Source organism: Leeuwenhoekiella aequorea (assembly GCF_004104375.1).
In the GTDB taxonomy this organism is placed as follows: domain Bacteria; phylum Bacteroidota; class Bacteroidia; order Flavobacteriales; family Flavobacteriaceae; genus Leeuwenhoekiella; species Leeuwenhoekiella aequorea.
Map to the genome: position 1 here is coordinate 222,848 of NZ_QOVM01000001.1, position 19,431 is coordinate 242,278.

Consider the following 19,431-nt stretch of genomic DNA (forward strand, 5'->3'; position numbering starts at 1 on the left):
TAAACTTCAAGTGGTTACAACAAAAAAAGAGGCTCAATGAGCCTCTTTTTATTATACACTGAGGTGTGTGATTACGAAATTAACTTAACCACATCTTTTGCAAAATAACTAGCTATTAAATCTGCACCTGCGCGTTTAATCGCATACGTTTGTTCAAGAACTACAGCATCATGATCAAGCCAACCGCGCTCTGAAGCTGCTTTAATCATTGCATACTCCCCACTTACTTGATATACGGCTAGAGGTACATTAACTGTGTTTTTTATATCACGTACTATATCTAGATAGCAAAGGCCGGGTTTTACCATCACGATATCAGCCCCTTCTTCAATATCCATAAGGGTTTCTTTTATGGCTTCATCGCGATTTGCATAATCCATCTGATATGTTTTTTTATCTTTTGGAACATCTTTTAAATCAACAGGAGCACTATCTAGCGCATCGCGAAACGGCCCGTAAAAGGCAGAAGCATATTTTGCCGAGTAACTCATAATGCCCACGTCGTGATGTCCTTCATCTTCGAGCAGTGTGCGCATTTCAAAAATACGTCCATCCATCATATCACTAGGAGCAACCATATCTGCACCAGCATTTGCGTGAGAAAGCGCCATCTCAGCAAGTATTGCGGTGGTATCATCATTAACGATTTTTCCTCCACCTACAATTCCGTCATGGCCAAAAGAAGAGAATGGGTCTAATGCCACATCGGTCATTACAATCATTTGAGGCACTGCTTCTTTGACAGCTTTAATAGCGCGTTGCATAAGACCGTCTGCATTTAAAGCTTCGGTACCTTTGTTATCTTTTAACGCGTCTGCTACTTTTACAAATAGCAAGACACTTTTTAAACCTAATTTCCACAGCTCTTTTGCTTCCTTCTGTAAATTATCTAAGCTTAAGCGATAGTAACCGGGCATTGACGCGATTTCATCTTTAACGCCTCTTCCTTCAACTACAAATAGTGGAACAATAAAGTCGTTAGGAGAGACAATGGTTTCACGCACTAAAGAGCGCATTGCTTCACTTGTGCGTAATCTGCGATTTCTTCTTAATGGAAACATATATTTATGTTTTAATTTAATTCTACAATTTATACCCAGTCTCTAGGGTTTTCTAATACATCAACGAGTTTTGCTTCTTCAGATCCAGGCTCTGGATGATGATCATAGCGCCATTGAACGTTAGGAGGAAGACTCATTAGTATGCTTTCTATTCGGCCATTTGTTTTTAAACCAAACAAGGTTCCTTTGTCGTGCACTAAATTAAATTCTACATAACGACCGCGACGTACTTCTTGCCAGTCACGCTGCTTTTCGCCATATGGCAACGCTTTTCTTTTTTCTAAAATAGGTGCGTACGCATCAAGAAAACTATCTCCTATTTGAGTGACAAAATTGTACCAATCTTGCATAGATCGCTCTGGAGTTGCTTTTAGGTAATCAAAAAACAAACCGCCTATCCCTCGAGCTTCTCCACGGTGGTAATTATAAAAATACTCATCGCAGCGCGTTTTGTAATGTGGATAAAACTCTAAGTCGTGAGCATTACAAGCGGTTTTACATGTTTGATGAAAATGGATTGCATCTTCTTCAAACAAATAGTAGGGAGTTAAGTCTTGTCCGCCTCCAAACCACGAATCTACCAACGTACCATCTTTCTCATACATCTCAAAATAACGCCAGTTTGCATGAACAGTAGGAGCGTAGGGGTTTTTAGGATGAATAACCAGACTTAATCCACACGCAAAAAAATCACAATCGCCTACATTAAAATACTTCTGCATAGCAGGAGCAAGAGGTCCATAGACTTCAGAAATATTAACCCCACCTTTTTCTATTACAGCGCCATTCTCAAGCACACGCGTACGGCCACCACCGCCTTCTTTGCGAACCCAGTTATCTTCTTTAAACTTTGCAGAACCATCTATTGCTTCTAGCTTTGAAGTAATTGTGTCTTGTAAATTCTTTATGTAGTTAACAAATTGTTCTCTCATGGGGTAATGACTTATGCTTATTTTTTTAAAATGTAAAGCTCCATATCCTGAGCTTCTTTACCTTCTGGTTTAAATTCTTTTTCAAGAGTGCTGTGCCATACAAAGCCGCTGTGTTCTGCGACTGCTATACTCTTTGTATTTGTTTTATGGGTGATGATTTTAAAGATTGAAATCTGGTGGTTTAAAAAAGCAAAATCTACAATTTGAGATACCGCTTGTGTTATCCATCCTCTTCCTTGAAACCGCGGACTTAAACAATACGCTAATTCTACTTCATTATTTTCAAAATCAAGATCTTTTAAGATGACCAATCCAGCTATCTCTGGGTGTATAATTGTATGTATAGCAAAGGTAAAATCAGTTTTATTTGCTGCTTCCTTTTCTTTAAGCGCAATATATTTTTTAGTAGCAGAAAGCGAAGTATTCTTACTTAAAGTAATCGGGAAATATTCTTTAAAGGCGTCATTATCTTCCTTTAAAAGAAGGTGTAGCGCTTTAGCATCTTCTGCATTTAATAATGCAATTTCAAATTGAGATTCTTCAGTCATTGGTTTTTTTGATCTAAAAGGGTGAGCGTTGTTTTGCTTGCCGCTGTAACCGAGATGGGCAAAACCAGAAGTATTCCGACGATCGGAATCAAAAGAAAAAGCATAAATACAATACCGTTGCCTATCGCATAACCTCGATTTTGTTTCACAAAGGAAACACTTTCGCGGTAGCGCAAATGCCGTTCTAGCGTATAATCCATATTACCAAAACCTGCGTAATAGGCTTGTATTAAAAATAGCAGCAAAGTCGCAATGATGCCTACAACAGGAATTAAGCCCAATAGCAATAAGGGCAGTGTCATAAGTAATTCCCAACCCAGATTACGCAGGTTTATACGTATACCGCGTATAAGTTGGCTTGCATTTGAAGTATCTCGATGTTGATGAATTCCGGGCTGTAAATAGGCTTCTATTTTCTCAGACACAGGGCTCATAAAAGGAGCCGAGAATGCCATTATTAAATGTTTGTAGAGAATAAGTCCCAAGGCTATGATTACTAAAGCTCCTATTATGTTGCTAATGGTCGCCATAGTTTCTGCTCCCCAACTCCAGACCCATAAACCAGATATAAAACCACCTATAGTATCAGAAAGTCCCCATGCCGTAATCCCTATTAATAGAGCTGTAACTAAGCTTATTACCATAGGGATTGCAAAGTATTTCCAGAGGTTTAATTTATGAATTAAACTTATAGAATCTGTGTAAGCCGCAAGTCCTTTAACTATAGATTTTATCATTCTTCAGAAATGTATACAAGCTGATTATCCAAATTTACCACCTCTTCCGGCTCACATATTTGCTGTGCTTCTTGTGCTTTCTTCTTTAATAAAAGTACAATTTCGTCTTCTTTTTTATTAATCAATTCTGCCAGCAATAAGATGCCTACCTTATTATTGTGCAAATCCATTGTGCGCTCTAGAGGCTTATTTACAGCTATATCTTCATGAGCGGTAGTTACTTTTAAAGCCCAGTTCTTAGCTATAGTAATATCCTCATTTTTTTGATAAACAAATTGCCCTAACAGAACTACCCACAATGCGTGTCTAAATGCGTTGGCTCTGTTATTGTATTGATGGGTATTTCCGTAGTGCTTATTAGCTAGCACAACTGCCTTTTTAGAGGCTTGTAATGTAAGCTTAATATAGTGTGGTTTTGTGATAAAGAGTTGGGCGAGCTTAAAAAGCTGAAGTAAATTAAATGTCTTTAAGCGCGCCCAGATTTTCATCGTTCTGCTTTGTATTCTTTTACTGCCTCAATAAATGCACCTGCATTTTCTAAAGGAATATTGGGTAAAATACCGTGACCCAGATTCACAATATATTTGTCTTTCCCAAATGCATCGATCATCTCAGTAACCATTCTTTTTATCTCGCTCGGAGGCGAAAACAAGCGTGTAGGGTCAAAATTACCTTGTAAAGTTATATTTCCGCCGGTAAGGTAACGTGCATTGCGTGCGCTGCAAGTCCAATCAATTCCTAGTGCCGATGCACCACTTTTAGCCATTTCGCCAAGTGCAAACCAGCAACCTTTACCAAACGCGATTACAGGAATCTCCTCTTTTAAAGCATCTATAATTTGTTGAATATACTGCCAGCTAAATTCTTGATAATCTACGGGAGATAACATACCACCCCAACTATCAAAAACCTGTACCGCATTAACTCCTGCTTTCACTTTTTCTTTTAAATAGAGAATTGTGGTATCGGTAATTTTCTGAAGAAGTTCGTGTGCTGCAAGAGGTTGTGTAAAACAAAACTCCTTTGCAATATCAAAGTTTTTAGAACCCTGTCCTTGAACACAATAACATAAAATCGTCCATGGACTGCCGGCAAAACCTATTAACGGAATTTCGTCATTTAGTTTTTCTTTAGTCATTTTTATAGCATCCATTACATAGCCCAGAGTGTCATTGATATCTGGTACTATAACTCGCTCAATATCTTTTTGAGAACGTATAGGATCTGGTAACCACGGGCCTACACCTGGTTTCATCTCTACATGAATATTCATCGCTTGAGGAATGACAAGAATATCACTAAATAAGATTGCTGCATCCATACCATAGCGGCGTATAGGCTGCACTGTAATTTCACTAGCAAGTTCTGGAGTCTGGCAACGGGTAAAGAAGTCGTATTTAGCCCTTATTTCTTGAAATTCGGGTAAATATCTTCCCGCCTGGCGCATCATCCATACCGGCGGGCGATCAACAGTTTCTCCTTTTAAAGCTCTTAAAAATAAGTCGTTCTTAATCATAATTTGTAAATAAGCTCGAGCTTAGTCGAGTGTTTGTTTGTTAAGTGCTTTTACCGCTCGAGCAATAACACTTTCTATAGTAGTATCATTTGCTATGGTAAAATTTACAGTATGTTTTTGTGCCTCGGCTGCAGTAGTTGAACCTATGCAAACCGCCAGCGTATTTTTTAATTGGTTGTTAGCGATAAAACTTTGTATACCACTCGGACTAAAAAAAAGAAGCGCGTCAAATTGTTGTTTAAAACTCATTGATTTTAGAAGCGTATTATACACTATAATCTCTTCAAAGCTTACCGAATACTCTTTTAAAATTTGTGGTAATTCTACTCTTCTACTCGCCCCACAAAAAAAACTGAAATGCTCTTTATTATATTTTTGAGTGATGAAATAAGCTAATTCCTTAGCGTTTAAAGCAGATTTAATAACCTTAAAACCATTGTTTACGAGTAACGTTTCAGTTTTTGGGCCTATACAGAAACACTTATAATTCTCAACTTCCGAATTATCTGGTGCGGAGAGAAGCCTTTCAGTATTACGTATTGAATTATTAACTGCCTTAGTCTCTCGTATTTTATTTAAAAAAGCTTTGACTGCATTTTTGCTTGTAAAAATTAAATGCTCCAATCTCTGTGGAAGTTTAAAATCTGCAAACTCAATGTCTATGGCATCATATTCAACTACGGAAAAACCAGCTCCCAAAATTAAATTCTTTTGAGAAGGGGTTAATCGTTTTGTAGAGAGGATAGATTTCATCAAAGTGAAGGAATTACAACTCTTTTTTTATGGCTTCCATTAGAGCTCTACCGCCACCTTCTAAAATTTTCAAAGCGCACAACGTACCAAAATTTCGACATTCAGAAACCGGAACAGATTCTTCAATTTCCATTTTTTCAGATCCGTCTAAACTAAAAAGAACTCCTTTAAAATAAATACGATTTTCTTTAATTTCTGCATAAGCACCTATGGGCGCAGTACAACCTCCTTCTAATGTGCTAAGAAATTCGCGTTCTACATATGTGGCTAAGGCAGAATCTGCGTGGTTTAATTGTGCACAAGCTTCTCTGGAATACGTATCATTTTGCATTGCGGCAATTACCATTGCACCTTGAGCAGGCGCTGGAATCATCCAGTCTAAAACAATATGATTTTCCGGTTTAAGATTTATACGTTCTAAGCCGGCTTTTGCAAAAATTGCACCGGTCCAGTCATTATCTGCCACCTTTTGTAAACGAGTATTTACATTACCACGTAAGTCAACAACCTGGTGATAGGGGTATCGGTTAAGCCACTGTGCTTTGCGACGTAAACTACCTGTTGCAATAGTAGTTTTAGCGTTAAAGTCATCAGCGTTTTTTCCGTCTCTAAAAACAAATATATCTTCGCTAGCTGCGCGTTCTAATACGGCAGCTTGTATAATTCCTTGAGGCAACTTAGTAGGTACATCTTTCATGGAGTGCACAGCAATATCAACAGTGCCATTAATCATCGCCACATCAAGTGTTTTTGTAAAAATACCGGTGATGCCTAACTCATACAAAGGTTTGTCTAGAATAAGATCTCCTGTAGATTTTACAGAAATTAATTCTGTATCATATCCTAAAGCCTCGAGTTTACGTTGGACTGTATGTGCCTGCCAAAGCGCTAATTCGCTGTCGCGGGTACCTATGCGTATGGTTTTTGTCAAAACTTATTGATTTTGAAGTTTGAACACTTTTTGTATGAGCTCCAGACTTTCTGTACTAGAAATATCTTCGGTTTTTAAGTGCTTTGCAAACTGAGTCGTGATTTTTTGAATAATGCGTTCGCTTATGATTTCTGCTTGCTCCTCGTTAAAATTAGCAATTTTGCGACGTTGATTATCGATCTCACCATCTTTCATAGTCGCAAGTTTCATCTTAAGCGCTTTTATAGTGGGAGCAAACTGCCGTGTTGTCAACCACTCGTAAAACTCATCTTGAATTTCTTTATTAATGGCAACTGCTTGAGGCAATTGTTTTTTACGACGGTTTAAGGTGTCATTTGTTATTTGAGAAAGTTGATCAAGATGTATAAGCGTTACCCCATCGATCTCCTGCACATTCTCATTCACATTTTTTGGGATGCTTAAATCGAGAATAAGAAGCGGTTTTTTAATGTAAAGTAACTCTTTAGATATTGTAGGTTTTTGAGCGCCGGTAGCAACTATAAGAACATCTGCAGCTGCAATTTCAGATTGGATGTCTGCATAATCTTTAACAATAAGATTAAATTTTCCTGCGATCTTTTCAGCCTTATCTTTTGTTCGGTTTATAAGGGTAATGTGATCATTCTTTGTATGCTTAACCAGATTTTCACACGTATTTCTACCTATTTTTCCGGTTCCGAAAAGCAAAATGTTTTTCTCAGATATAAACGGTACACGTGCAAGTATATATTGTACCGAAGCAAAACTTACAGAAGTAGCACCGCTAGAAATATTTGTTTCGTTTTTAATGCGTTTGCTGGCTTGAATGACAGAATTTACAAGTCGCTCCATAAACGGATTAACGAGCTTTAACTTCTTTGCTCTGCGAAAACCATTTTTTAACTGACTTATAATCTCAAAATCACCTAAAATCTGACTGTCTAAACCGGTGCCTACTTTAAAAAGATGATCTACAGCTTCTTCATTTTTATACGAGTAAGAAACTTTCTCAAACTCCTGAATGGTGCCGTGGGTATGCTCACATAAAAGTTTTACTAGGTCTAAAGGTTCCTGTGCAAAACCATATAATTCGGTGCGGTTACAAGTCGAGATAATGCTCAATCCTTCTATACCTTCTTCGCGAGCACGTTCTAAAATACGTTCTTGTACGTTAGTATCTACACTAAAATGACCACGCGTTTCGGCATCTGCTTTTAAATAGCTTAAGCCTATGGCGAAAAAATCACCGGGATAAGCCGGATAAAAATGTCGTTTGCCGTTTGTATTCATAATATCGGGTGCAAAAGTATTTCGCAGATTATTTAAAAAATAACGCTTAACGCATGATTTTTAACGATACCCGAATAAATAAGTCATAAAATTTAAATTATGGCCAAAATGCCCTAATTTAGTGATCTATTCAGTTTAGGAAATTAATTTTCTATTTAGAATAGATTTAAATAATACGGCTATTCATCCATATGGAATCATTTAAAAATATCGCTACAGGTTTATATAGTGAAACAACTATCGAAACAGGTTTCTTTATCTTGAAGTTTAATAATGATACTTCTGAAAATCAGCTAATAAGCAGGGAAGTAGATAGTAGCTACATTCAATTTCATTTTTGTGCAAAAGGAGCTTCCGTCTTTCAATTTAATGAGGGTAGTTATAAACTTCCTTTAGGTGAGGAACATTCCTTATTACTTTACAATCCACAGCGTGACTTGCCCATTAATTTAGAAATCACACCTGATAGCTGGGTGATATCGGTATTTATTTCAATTAAGAAATTTCATTCTCTTTTTTCTCGTGAAGCAGATTTTATTACGTTTTTAAGTGATGAGAACAGAGGGCGTAAATATTATAAGGATGGAAACGTCTCACCCTCGATGGCAATTGTATTAAACCAGCTGATGAATTACAACTTGCATCCTTCGGTAAAAGCGCTTTATTTTAAAGGGAAGGCTTATGAATTATTAAGCCTTTATTTTAATCGTCCTTCTGAAGCAGATACAGAGCAATGTCCCTTTCTTGTTGATGAAGATAATGTGGCAAAAATTAAAAAAGCTAAAGATATTATTATTGCGCGTATGGCAGAACCACCATCCTTGTCTGAGTTAGCCGATGAAATTAATTTAAGTTTAAACAAATTAAAAGAAGGGTTTAAGCAGATTTATGGGGATTCTGTATACAGTTTTCTGTTTGATTATAAAATGGAAGTAGCCAGGCAATTACTAGCTTCTGGATCGCACAATGTAAACGAAGTAGGCCTAAAAATAGGGTATAGTACTGCAAGTCACTTTATCGCAGCTTTTAAAAAACAATACGGCACGACGCCTAAAAAATACATCCAATCTTTAAGTTCGAATTCATGAAAAAAATAATAGCTGTAGTTTGTGTACTATTCTTAATGCTGAGTTGCGGTACCACCAAGAAGAGCACTTATCTTCCAAAAAAAAATATTCTCGTCTTTACCAAGACAAATGGGTATAGACATGCTTCAATAGAAACCGGGGTTACTGCCTTAAAAGAAATAGCTTCAGAATATCACTGGGCGGTAAAACACTCTGAAGATTCATTAATCTTTAATTCAGTGAATTTGAAAAAATATGATCTCATCGTATTTTTAAATACTACGGGCGATATTTTAGGAGATGAGGAGCAGGTAGCTTTTCAGAATTATATGGAAACCGGTGGAAAATTCTTTGGTATTCACGCTGCTTCTGATACCGAATATGACTGGCCCTGGTATGGGGAATTTATAGGGGGCTATTTTGTAAGCCATCCTAAAACTCAAAAAGCGCGTATTGATAAAATAGATAATCACAAGACGGTGAAAGCATTTCCTAAATCTTTTGAGCGTATAGATGAGTGGTACAGTTTTAAAAACCTAAATCCAAATGTGCATGTTACACTCACGCTTGACGAGTCTTCCTATGAAGGTGGTAAAAATGGAGTGTATCACCCTCACGCCTGGTTTCATAAAGTAGGTGATGGTGAAATGTATTATACGGGTGGTGGCCATACTGATGAATCGTATACAGAGCCTCTATTTAGGCAACATCTTGAAGATGTAATGAAATGGCTAATTAGTTATTCTAACCAATAGAAAACATCAATACACCACCTAACAACCCTTATAGCTTTTCGGTTTTAAAAAGTGGATAAGTTGTAATTTTGTGAATCAAAAAAAAGAAAATGAAAAAAGGAGTACTTATGGTTAATCTGGGCTCCCCAGATAGTACAGACCCTGAAGATGTAAAAAAATACCTTGGAGAGTTCTTGATGGACGAGCGCGTTATCGACTTTCCATTATGGGCACGTACCCTTCTAGTGAAAGGGATAATATTAAACACCCGCCCTAAAAAATCTGCAGAAGCCTATTCAAAAATCTGGTGGGAAAAAGGATCTCCTCTCATCGTTTTAAGCGAAATGTTACAGGAAAAAGTGTCTGAAAAAGTAGATGTTCCTATAGTTTTAGCTATGCGTTATGGTTCGCCATCTATGATTCAAGGCCTTCAAAAACTCAATGATATGGGAGTTGATGAGGTACTTATTTTTCCTTTGTATCCCCAATTTGCAATGGCTACTACCGAAACTATTTTAGTTCTGGCCGAAGAGATACGTGCTGCACACTTTCCGCATATGCGTTTTTCAGATATTCCGGCATTTTATAACAAGCCAGAATATATAGAAGTGCTGTCGCGTAGTATAGAAGAGAAAATTAAAGATCTCGATTTTGAGAAATTAGTCTTTAGTTACCACGGTGTACCAGAACGTCACATACGCAAGAGCGATGTCACAAAGAGTCATTGTAAAATAGACGGCACATGTTGTAAAACAGCTTCGGCGGCGCATCAATTTTGTTACCGTCATCAATGTTATGAAACAACTCGGCAGGTGGCAGAAAAATTGAATCTTAAAGAAGGAACGTATTTCACATCCTTTCAGTCTCGTTTAGGTTTTGACCCGTGGTTACAGCCTTACACAGACCGAACTATAGAGCGTTTTGGAAAAGAAGGCATTAAGAAAATGGCCATCGTAACTCCGGCCTTTGTAAGTGATTGTCTTGAAACTCTCGAAGAAATCGCGATGGAAGGTGAAGAGATTTTTCACGAGATGGGCGGAAAAGAGTTTACAACTATTCCTTGTTTAAATGATCGGGATGATTGGGCTCACGTAGTAGCTACATGGATAAATGATTGGGCAATTGTCGAATCTTCAAAAGCAATAGCATAATCTTATTCCCTCCATCTGGAGGGAATTTTTATTTAAATACCTGTATTATTGAAAGTTAACAGATCTGAAGCGCTGGGCACAGAGCCTATAAGTAAATTACTTATAAAACAAGCGTTACCCGCATCGATAGGCATACTTGTTATGTCATTAAATATTCTGGTAGATACCATTTTTGTAGGTAACTGGATAGGTAGTATCGCTATTGCGGCAATTAATGTTGTACTGCCTGTGTCTTTTTTTATTGCTGCTTTGGGAATGGCAATAGGAATAGGAGGAGCTTCTATAATCTCAAGAGCATTAGGAGCAAACGATTCTGGTAAAGCGCTCAAAACCTTTGGTAATCAAATTACAATCACCTTGGTACTTACGATAAGTATGGTGGTGTTGGGATTAGCGTTTATTAACGAGTTGATTCCGGCGTTTGGAGGTAAGGGGGCTATTTTTGAACCGGCAAAAGTATATTATCGTATTGTTTTATACGGTGTACCGGTACTTGCCCTATCAATGATGGGTAATAATGTTATCAGAGCAGAGGGGAAACCTAAGTTTGCGATGATAGCAATGATAATACCTTCAGTAGGAAATTTAATTCTTGATTACCTGCTTATCAATATTCTTGATATGGGAATGGAAGGTGCCGCCTGGGCGACAACAGTTTCATACATATGCTGTTTTTTCTATATCATCTGGTATTTTAAGAGTAATAATTCAGAATTAAAAATAGATATAAGCCACCTTGGTATTGACTGGCCTATCTTAAAAGAAATGTCTGCATTGGGTTTTGTTACTTTAGCGAGACAAGCTGTTGTAAGTGTCACTTATCTTCTGATGAATAATATTTTGTTTGATCTAGGAGGAGAATCGTCTGTTACGGTTTATGGAATAATAGGCAGAATGCTCATGTTTGCGTTATTTCCGGTATTGGGAGTTACTCAGGGATTTCTTCCTATTGCAGGTTATAATTTTGGAGCAGGCAATTATTCCCGAGTGCGGGAAAGTATCAAATTAGCTATACTATATGCTTGTGGTGTTGCACTCCTCATTTTTACAGTGATAATGATTTTCCCGGAGGCTATTGTGTCGGTTTTTACTCAAGACGAACTCGTATTAAAAGATACACCTAATGCCATGCGTTGGGTTTTTGCAGCCGTTCCTATTATAGGAATTCAGCTTATAGGATCTGCTTATTATCAAGCAATAGGTAAAGCAACTCCCGCTTTTTTATTAACACTTACGAGACAAGGTTTCTTTTTCATTCCGCTTGTATTAATTATACCAAGTTACTTAGGAGAAATAGGCGTTTGGCTGTCCTTCCCAATAGCAGATGTTCTATCTACCCTTGTTACTGCATTTTTTTTATGGCGTGAAACCCGAACAAAATTATAGCGCAGGTATTAAGTAACGTTACGATTGTGTATTTTAGTTAATTACTAACTCAGTTTATACAATTATGCGAATACAACTACTCAGATTATTCTTCTTAACCCTCATTATTTTCTCATTTTCGACTCAAGCACAGGATGTTGATGAATCTCTTTATGACGCTTTAGAATATCGTCTTATAGGTCCTTTTAGAGGAGGAAGAAGTGCAGCGGTAACGGGTGTTCCAGGTAAACCTAATCTGTTTTATTTTGGTGCGACAGGCGGCGGAGTTTGGCGTACAAAAAATGGAGGGCGTAGTTGGGACAATATTTCTGATGGTTTTTTTGGGGGAAGTATCGGGGCTGTAGAAGTTGCACCTAGCGATCCTAATATTATTTATGTAGGTGGTGGTGAAAATACCCTTCGCGGAAACGTTTCTTCCGGCTATGGTATGTGGAAAACGACAGATGCGGGTAAAACCTGGGAAAAGGCTGGTTTGCCTTTGAGTAGGCATATTTCAAAATTACGTATTCATCCTACTAATCCAGATATTGTTTATGCAGCAGTTTTAGGTGATATTTACAAGCCCACTCAAGAGCGTGGAGTTTATAAAACTACAGACGGCGGAAAATCCTGGGAGCGCATATTGTTTTCAAATGAAGATTCTGGAGCCATAGATTTATCGTTCGATCCGGGCAATCCACGTATTCTCTATGCTTCTACTTGGCATTCACGGCGCACACCTTATGATTTTACCAGTGGAGGTGCGGGATCTGCCCTTTGGAAAAGTACTGATAGCGGTTCTACCTGGAAAGAAATTTCTAAGAACGAAGGCTTTCCCACAGATACTTTAGGAATTATAGGAGTTGCTGTATCACCTGTAAATTCTGAACGGGTTTTTGCAATGGTAGAAAATAAAGAAAAAGGGGGCTTGTACCGCAGTGAAGATGGTGGTGAAAACTGGACTATGATAAATGATGATCGTAATTTGAGACAGCGTGCCTGGTACTATACAAAGGTATATGCAGATACAGAAGACGCCGATGTGGTTTATGTGCTTAACGTAAGCTATCACAAAAGTACAGATGGAGGAAAATCATTTGAAAGTAGCAATGCTCCTCATGGGGATCATCACGACTTATGGATTGCTCCCGAAGATCCTTCACGTATGATTATGGGTGATGATGGTGGTGCGCAAGTAACTTATGACGGTGGAGAGACCTGGAGTACTTATCATAATCAGCCTACTGCACAGTTTTATAGGGTTACTACAGATAATCAATTCCCTTATCATATTTACGCTGCTCAACAAGATAATTCTACCATACGTATTCCGCATAGAACAGATGGAAACATTATAGGAGAAGATGACTGGGATGAAACAGCTGGTGGTGAATCTGCACACATTGCAGTAGATCCTAGAAACCCTGATATTGTATATGGCGGTAGCTACGACGGATTTTTAACACGAGTAAATCATAAAAACAATACTACACGCTCGGTATCTGTATGGCCAGACAACCCGATGGGGCATGGAGCAGAGGATATGAAATACCGCTTTCAGTGGAATTTCCCTATTATGTTCTCTCGTCATAATCCCGAAGTTCTATACACATTTAGCAATCATGTACACAAAACGACAAATGAAGGGCAAAGCTGGGAAGTAATAAGTCCTGATTTAACTACAGATGATAAGTCAAAACAAAAATCTTCAGGAGGTCCTATCACACAGGATAATACTTCGGTAGAATATTACTGTACCATTTTTGCGGCTAATGAGAGTCCGTTAAAAGAAGGATTATTATGGACCGGGAGTGACGATGGTCTGGTACATGTGAGTCGTGATGGCGGTGAGAACTGGCAAAATGTTACACCTAAGGGAATGCCAGAATGGATGATGATTAATAGCATTGAACCCAGTTATTTTAATGAGGGAACCTGCTACATTGCAGGAACAAAATACAAGACTGGAGATTTTGCTCCGTATTTATACAAAACTACAGACTACGGAAAAACCTGGAAAAAGATCACAAATGGTATTCAGTCAGAGCATTTTACACGAGTAGTACGAGAAGATCCTAAAAAAGAAGGTCTTCTCTATGCAGGAACCGAAACCGGAATGTATATATCCTTTGATGCAGGAAATAATTGGAAGCCGTTTCAATTAAATCTGCCGGTTGTTCCTATTACAGATCTTGCATTAAAAGACAATAATCTAATCGTAGCAACTCAAGGTAGAAGCCTTTATATTATTGATGATTTGAGTGTTTTACATCAGTTAAATAGTTCTTCAAAAACAAGTGCTGTAAAATTATTTAAACCTAAAGATACCTATAGAATGGACGGCGGAAGTCGTAAAAATTCTAACGATTCTGGAACAAATCACCCAAGTGGAGTAATGACCTATTTTTATTTGCCAGAGTATGATGCAAAAAAAGATAGTATTTCATTAACCTATTTTGATGCTAAAAACGACACGATCAAATCATATAATAGCAAGGTTAAAAAGGATAAACTGGAGATAAAAGAAGGAGCCAATCAATTTAATTGGGATATGACTTATGAAGGAGCAGAGCGTCTTGATGGAATGATTTTATGGTGGGCAAGTACCGAAGGTCCAAAACAAATTCCGGGAACTTACACGGTAAAATTAAATGTGAATGGTACAGACTACACGCAGTCCTATAGCGTGCTTGCAGATCCACGCAGCGAATCTTCAAAAGAAGATATGGAGGCGCAATTTAATTTTATTACCCGTGTAAATAAAACAGTTGATCACGCACATCAAAGTATTAAGAAAATACGCAATATTAATAGTCAATTAAGCGCTTTTGAAAAACAATATAAAGACAACACAGCGACAAAAGATCTTCGGGAAAAGTCCAGGAAGCTGCGTGAAGATCTTGAAGAGATAGAAAAAGCACTTTATCAAACAAAAAACCGAAGTGGTCAGGATCCGTTAAATTTTCCCATTAAATTAACAAACAAACTGGCGCATTTAAATTCACTAGTAAGTATGGGTGATTTTGCACCTACAGATCAGGATGTGGCTGTTAAAAACATGCTCACGCAACAAATTGAGGCAGAACTTAACAAATTTGATAAGCTCGTGAATGATGAGGTGTCTGCTTTCAATGAATCCTTTAATGCAATGCAATTAAATTATTTATTTGTTCAAGAAGATTAACTCGAAGACCACTTAATTATTTGTGTTAGTCTGATCTGTACAGTTTAACACAAATAATAGTGCTTTACTTATGATTAGATAGTAACACTAATTGAAAACGAATTTAAGAAGTGAAACATAGTTTCTATACTAAAAGCAAAAAAGAGCAGAATCAAATTTTAATTAAAATAGGCATAGGCACGTTTGTAATTGTACTTACTTTGATCCTAGTCTTAGTGTTTTTAGAACTTTACTCATTAAGTTTTTTAATACTGGTTATATCGCTGTCGATGGTAGCGCCATTTTTTGATGTACCATTTCTTAAAAGAAGTGGTAAATTAATTTATTACTCCCCGTTGTTTATTACAGAAAAACCAAAAGGCGGGATTCTTAAAATTCATGGTGGAACCTTATTTGATTACTATTTTGTGATAGAAAAATCAATGAATGGCAAGCAGCGAACAAATTTTATAATACAGCAGTATTTGGAAGGTTTGTTAGCATTAATGGAAACCTATAAAGTTGATAGCACTATTAAATTGGTAGGTACAAGCTATATATTAAACACCAGAACAGCAGAAAAGATGGGGTTCAAAATTGTGAAAACAGACCTTTTTCAAAAATTCATTTTAGCGTACAACTACTTCAATATTCTTATTTCTAATTCCATAGCAAAAGATAAGTTATCGTTTCCAAATATTAATGAAACAAAAACCTTTGAAGCCGAATTTTCAGATTTACTCGCTCACAAAGAATACATTGAAAAACTGAATCACAAATTAGCATATAAGATGAGTAACAAGGGTAAATCACATGCTTAACTCTTCTGGAAGCTATGTAGTCTACTTTACATCCTGGTATTGGAATAACGGTAACTTTAATTCAGATACAAACCTTTTATGCAACGAGTAATTAGATTTATTTTTACCTTATGGAATACTACAATTACTTAAAATCGTTGCATCTAATTTTTATAGTAACTTGGTTTGCCGGACTTTTCTATGTGCCTAGATTATTTATGTATCAGATTGAAGCATCAGAAAAACAAGAACCAGATCGTAGGATTTTAGGTGATCAACTCGCCTTAATGACAAAGCGTCTTTGGAAGATTATTACCTGGCCATCTATGATATTAGCGAGCTTATTTGCTTTTGCAATGCTACACTTAAATCCGGGGATACTCAACGCACCCTGGATGCAAATAAAACTAGGTTTTGTATTCTTACTTTATATATATCATTTTAAAAATCATCAGATTTTTAAGCAACTTCAAAAAGGGGATTTTAAGTATACTACAAAGTTTATGAGGATCTGGAACGAGGGGCCAACACTTATTTTATTTGCCGTAATATTTTTAGTGATTACAAAAAGTGCCACAAATTGGATTTGGGGATTAGCTGGCTTACTTACTCTTGCAATTTTACTTATGCTAGGTATTAAACTGTATAAAAGTATTCGCGCAAAAAACCCGAATGCCTGACGGCTCGATTTTTGATAATTTAAAGCCCATGAAATTCAACAAGCTTTCTTTACGCCTACGTATCTTTTTTGGGATGGTATTACTCATCTTAGGGGCTTCAATTTTAATTGGGATTATTAGTGTTGTACAATACAAAGAGGAAGCAAAAGAGTACCATAGAGATCGATTATTGCGCAAAGAAGATCAAATCAGGGCAGAAATCGACTACGTTCTGGATCAAACTTCTTATGAGATAACGGCAAACAATTTACCTAATATTTTAAGGTGGCAACAAAATATCTACCGTATAGCAGATGTTCATGAATTGCCTATTAATATTTACGACGTACAAGGTCATTTACTTTTAAAATCTAAAGATGGCTTTGTAACAGATACTTTAGAAACTACTCTGGTTCCTAAAATCCTAGACGGTCTGGCAAATTCCCCTACAAAACGCTGGGTAGAACAATTAGAGATTGATGGTGTGAAGTATACGTCGTCTTATACTTACATCAATGACAATAAGTTTAAGCCATTAGCTATTATGAATCTTCCTTATATTCAGGATGATGATTTTATAACTCGTGAATTAGATGAGTTTTTACGACGACTTGCAGAGGGTTACCTGTTTATGTTACTTATTGCAACGGCATTATCCTATTTTCTATCACGTTACATTACACGTAGCTTAAAAACAATAGGTGATAAAATGATCGAGACGCGTCTAGATAAACGCAACCAGCGAATCGAGATTGACGATGCCAGTGAAGAGATTAACAACCTGGTGCAGTCTTATAATGGGATGATAGACGAACTCGAAAACTCTGCTGCACAACTTGCACAAAGCGAACGGGAGGCAGCCTGGCGGGAGATGGCTAAACAAGTGGCTCACGAGATAAAAAACCCGTTGACGCCTATGCGCTTAACCGTACAAAGTTTTCAACGCAGATTTGATCCTGAAGACCCGGATATTAACAAAAAGTTAGATGAGTACAGCAAAACCTTGATTCAGCAGATAGACACGATGAGTTCTATAGCAGAGGCTTTTTCTAACTTCGCTAAAATGCCTGCTCAACAAAATGAAACGTTGAATGTGGTTTTTGTCACTAAACTTGCCCTCGATATTTTTACGGAACCTTATTTGACATTTGGAGCCGAAGAAGAAGAAATTACCGCAAAGTTAGATCGCACTCAATTAATACGAGTGATTACAAACTTGGTTAAAAATGCGATTCAAGCTACTGAAGATACTCCAGACCCTAAAATTCGAGTCGAAGTCAAAAGAGAGAATGGATTGGTCTGTATTTTAGTGTGTGATAACGGGCACGGTATTTCAGAAGATCTTGCGGAAAAAGTATTTGAACCTAAATTCACCACAAAATCAAGTGGAATGGGACTAGGACTGGCGATGGTTAAAAATATCGTGGAAACCTATAACGGAACCATTACCTTTACTTCTAAAGCAGAGCGAGGCACCGTTTTTAGAGTGTCCTTTCCGCAGGCAATTGTCTAAAAAATAAAAAATCAGAATTATGAATTTTGAAAATCTCATTTACGAAGTTGATGATCAATTGGCTATCATAACTATCAATAGACCAAAAAAACTCAACGCACTTAATAAAGAGACCATTCAGGAACTACACGATGCTTTTGCAGAAGCAGACAGCGATCCTAATATTGGAGTAATTATCTTAACCGGAAGCGGAGAAAAAGCATTTGTTGCCGGCGCAGATATTAGCGAGTTTTCAGATTTTGAAGAAGAAGAAGGCGCATTATTAGCTCGTAAAGGACAAAAGATATTATTTGATTTTATAGAAAACCTAAGTACACCGGTGATAGCTGCAATTAATGGCTTTGCACTGGGTGGTGGTCTAGAATTAGCAATGGCTGCTCATATACGTATTGCCAGCGATAATGCAAGAATGGGATTACCAGAAACTTCGTTGGGTCTTATTCCCGGTTATGGAGGTACACAACGTTTGCCACAATTAGTAGGTAAAGGGCGCGCTTTTGAAATGATTATGACTGCCAGTATGATTAATGCAGATCAAGCATTACAATACGGACTTGTGAATCACGTAACGATGCAAGAAGAGTTAATGTCTCACGCAGAAAAATTAGCTGCAAAAATTCTTGACAATTCTGGAGTTGCGATAGCAACGGCAATTAAAGCCGTTAACGCAGGTTTTAAAGCAGGTGTTAACGGTTACGATGTAGAGATTGAAGGTTTTGGTGCTTCATTTGATACCGAAGATTTTAAAGAAGGAACTTCAGCATTTTTAGAAAAAAGAAAGGCAGAATTTCCCGGGAAATAAAAGAAGCAATCTTAAATAGAGAATTAAAAAAGACCGCTTTTTAGCGGTTTTTTCTTTTTATATAAAATCCCTGAAAATCAGCATAAAAATGATTTAATATCTCGTAATTCACTTCTGTAAACAAGTATATTTGTTTGGATATAAGGAGTTGTAGACAATTGAGGAAAACTCAAAATGACGAAAAAAGAAATCAATAATATTCTGAAAACTGAATCTGGAATTATACTCTTGGAAAAGAAATCTGAGCAGTCTTTTTTTGAATCTATTTTTAGTAATATGGTTTCTGTTATTTCTGCGTTATATTTCCTGACAAGAAAAAAAAATGATTCTCTAATTCTGACCGAAAATAGAATAATTCTAATCGTTCGGAACAAAATCTATATTGAACGGATTTTATCGGAATTGAATCTCTGAATTATAACGGAAATAA

General features: G+C 37.1%; 18 protein-coding genes. 9 read left to right on the forward strand and 9 right to left on the reverse strand.

All coding sequences use genetic code 11. From position 1 onward, the window contains the following. Nucleotides 1–71: 71 nt before the first annotated feature. From hemB to hemA, 9 genes are read right to left on the reverse strand one after another with little or no spacing between them, the layout of a single operon-like run. Complete coding sequence (gene hemB / locus DSM00_RS00960) at nt 72–1,061, reverse strand: porphobilinogen synthase (protein WP_128756151.1); 990 nt, start codon at nt 1,059–1,061, stop codon at nt 72–74. Between the two features lie 29 nt (nt 1,062–1,090). Beyond that, complete coding sequence (gene hemF, locus DSM00_RS00965) at nt 1,091–1,993, reverse strand: oxygen-dependent coproporphyrinogen oxidase (protein ID WP_128756152.1); 903 nt, start codon at nt 1,991–1,993, stop codon at nt 1,091–1,093. Between the two features lie 17 nt (nt 1,994–2,010). Beyond that, nucleotides 2,011–2,541 (reverse strand): GNAT family N-acetyltransferase, encoded by a 531-nt coding sequence (locus tag DSM00_RS00970; protein ID WP_128756153.1) that lies wholly within the window; start codon nt 2,539–2,541, stop codon nt 2,011–2,013. Then, the gene (locus DSM00_RS00975) at nt 2,538–3,278 is read right to left on the reverse strand and encodes an EI24 domain-containing protein (protein WP_128756154.1); all 741 of its coding nucleotides are present in this window, start codon (nt 3,276–3,278) and stop codon (nt 2,538–2,540) included. Before DSM00_RS00975 ends, DSM00_RS00970 begins: the two co-directional genes overlap by 4 nt. Further along, nucleotides 3,275–3,766: a DUF6973 domain-containing protein gene (locus DSM00_RS00980; protein WP_128756155.1), complete on the reverse strand. Its 492-nt coding sequence runs from the start codon at nt 3,764–3,766 to the stop codon at nt 3,275–3,277. The genes DSM00_RS00975 and DSM00_RS00980 overlap by 4 nt, the downstream gene beginning before the upstream one ends. After that, nucleotides 3,763–4,794, reverse strand: coding sequence for a uroporphyrinogen decarboxylase (gene hemE, locus DSM00_RS00985; RefSeq protein ID WP_128756156.1), 1,032 nt, complete (start codon nt 4,792–4,794; stop codon nt 3,763–3,765). Before hemE ends, DSM00_RS00980 begins: the two co-directional genes overlap by 4 nt. A 21-nt stretch (nt 4,795–4,815) precedes the next feature. Further along, the gene (locus DSM00_RS00990; RefSeq protein ID WP_128756157.1) at nt 4,816–5,547 is read right to left on the reverse strand and encodes a uroporphyrinogen-III synthase; all 732 of its coding nucleotides are present in this window, start codon (nt 5,545–5,547) and stop codon (nt 4,816–4,818) included. A gap of 13 nt (nt 5,548–5,560) precedes the next feature. Next, a complete protein-coding gene (gene hemC, locus DSM00_RS00995; protein ID WP_128756158.1) occupies nt 5,561–6,478 on the reverse strand; it encodes a hydroxymethylbilane synthase in 918 nt (305 codons plus the stop codon). Between the two features lie 3 nt (nt 6,479–6,481). Continuing rightward, nucleotides 6,482–7,747, reverse strand: a complete 1,266-nt coding sequence (gene hemA / locus DSM00_RS01000; protein WP_128756159.1) for a glutamyl-tRNA reductase — start codon at nt 7,745–7,747, stop codon at nt 6,482–6,484. Between the two features lie 191 nt (nt 7,748–7,938). Between hemA and DSM00_RS01005 the strand changes: the two genes are divergently transcribed. The 9 genes from DSM00_RS01005 to DSM00_RS01045 all read left to right on the forward strand — a co-directional run bounded on the left by DSM00_RS01005 (nt 7,939) and on the right by DSM00_RS01045 (nt 19,001). Next, nucleotides 7,939–8,835 (forward strand): helix-turn-helix domain-containing protein, encoded by an 897-nt coding sequence (locus DSM00_RS01005; RefSeq protein ID WP_128756160.1) that lies wholly within the window; start codon nt 7,939–7,941, stop codon nt 8,833–8,835. Next, entirely contained in the window at nt 8,832–9,569 is a 738-nt protein-coding gene (locus DSM00_RS01010; RefSeq protein WP_128756161.1) for a ThuA domain-containing protein, read from the forward strand. Before DSM00_RS01005 ends, DSM00_RS01010 begins: the two co-directional genes overlap by 4 nt. An 89-nt stretch (nt 9,570–9,658) precedes the next feature. Further along, nucleotides 9,659–10,699: a ferrochelatase gene (gene hemH, locus DSM00_RS01015; RefSeq protein WP_128756162.1), complete on the forward strand. Its 1,041-nt coding sequence runs from the start codon at nt 9,659–9,661 to the stop codon at nt 10,697–10,699. A gap of 48 nt (nt 10,700–10,747) precedes the next feature. Continuing rightward, nucleotides 10,748–12,085, forward strand: coding sequence for an MATE family efflux transporter (locus tag DSM00_RS01020; RefSeq protein WP_206633775.1), 1,338 nt, complete (start codon nt 10,748–10,750; stop codon nt 12,083–12,085). A 64-nt stretch (nt 12,086–12,149) separates the two neighbouring features. Next, nucleotides 12,150–15,248: a WD40/YVTN/BNR-like repeat-containing protein gene (locus DSM00_RS01025; protein ID WP_128756164.1), complete on the forward strand. Its 3,099-nt coding sequence runs from the start codon at nt 12,150–12,152 to the stop codon at nt 15,246–15,248. Between the two features lie 110 nt (nt 15,249–15,358). Next, entirely contained in the window at nt 15,359–16,048 is a 690-nt protein-coding gene (locus tag DSM00_RS01030) for a hypothetical protein (RefSeq protein WP_128756165.1), read from the forward strand. Nucleotides 16,049–16,158: 110 nt separating this feature from the next. After that, a complete protein-coding gene (locus tag DSM00_RS01035; RefSeq protein WP_128756166.1) occupies nt 16,159–16,707 on the forward strand; it encodes a CopD family protein in 549 nt (182 codons plus the stop codon). A 28-nt stretch (nt 16,708–16,735) separates the two neighbouring features. Further along, nucleotides 16,736–18,199 carry a sensor histidine kinase gene (locus DSM00_RS01040; protein WP_128756167.1) on the forward strand — a complete coding sequence of 488 codons (1,464 nt, stop codon included), beginning with the start codon at nt 16,736–16,738 and terminating at the stop codon, nt 18,197–18,199. 19 nt (nt 18,200–18,218) lie between these two features. After that, the gene (locus DSM00_RS01045; RefSeq protein WP_128756168.1) at nt 18,219–19,001 is read left to right on the forward strand and encodes an enoyl-CoA hydratase/isomerase family protein; all 783 of its coding nucleotides are present in this window, start codon (nt 18,219–18,221) and stop codon (nt 18,999–19,001) included. Nucleotides 19,002–19,431: the final 430 nt, after the last annotated feature.

Coding starts and splice junctions, on each gene's coding strand:
- DSM00_RS00990 (WP_128756157.1), bottom strand. CDS start 5,547: ATGAAATCTATCCTCTCTACAAAACGATTAACCCCTTCTCAAAAGAAT.
- DSM00_RS01025 (WP_128756164.1), top strand. CDS start 12,150: ATGCGAATACAACTACTCAGATTATTCTTCTTAACCCTCATTATTTTC.
- hemF (WP_128756152.1), bottom strand. CDS start 1,993: ATGAGAGAACAATTTGTTAACTACATAAAGAATTTACAAGACACAATT.
- DSM00_RS01010 (WP_128756161.1), top strand. CDS start 8,832: ATGAAAAAAATAATAGCTGTAGTTTGTGTACTATTCTTAATGCTGAGT.
- DSM00_RS01045 (WP_128756168.1), top strand. CDS start 18,219: ATGAATTTTGAAAATCTCATTTACGAAGTTGATGATCAATTGGCTATC.
- DSM00_RS00975 (WP_128756154.1), bottom strand. CDS start 3,278: ATGATAAAATCTATAGTTAAAGGACTTGCGGCTTACACAGATTCTATA.
- hemH (WP_128756162.1), top strand. CDS start 9,659: ATGAAAAAAGGAGTACTTATGGTTAATCTGGGCTCCCCAGATAGTACA.
- DSM00_RS01035 (WP_128756166.1), top strand. CDS start 16,159: ATGGAATACTACAATTACTTAAAATCGTTGCATCTAATTTTTATAGTA.
- DSM00_RS01040 (WP_128756167.1), top strand. CDS start 16,736: ATGAAATTCAACAAGCTTTCTTTACGCCTACGTATCTTTTTTGGGATG.
- DSM00_RS01005 (WP_128756160.1), top strand. CDS start 7,939: ATGGAATCATTTAAAAATATCGCTACAGGTTTATATAGTGAAACAACT.
- hemE (WP_128756156.1), bottom strand. CDS start 4,794: ATGATTAAGAACGACTTATTTTTAAGAGCTTTAAAAGGAGAAACTGTT.
- DSM00_RS00970 (WP_128756153.1), bottom strand. CDS start 2,541: ATGACTGAAGAATCTCAATTTGAAATTGCATTATTAAATGCAGAAGAT.
- hemA (WP_128756159.1), bottom strand. CDS start 7,747: ATGAATACAAACGGCAAACGACATTTTTATCCGGCTTATCCCGGTGAT.
- DSM00_RS00980 (WP_128756155.1), bottom strand. CDS start 3,766: ATGAAAATCTGGGCGCGCTTAAAGACATTTAATTTACTTCAGCTTTTT.
- hemB (WP_128756151.1), bottom strand. CDS start 1,061: ATGTTTCCATTAAGAAGAAATCGCAGATTACGCACAAGTGAAGCAATG.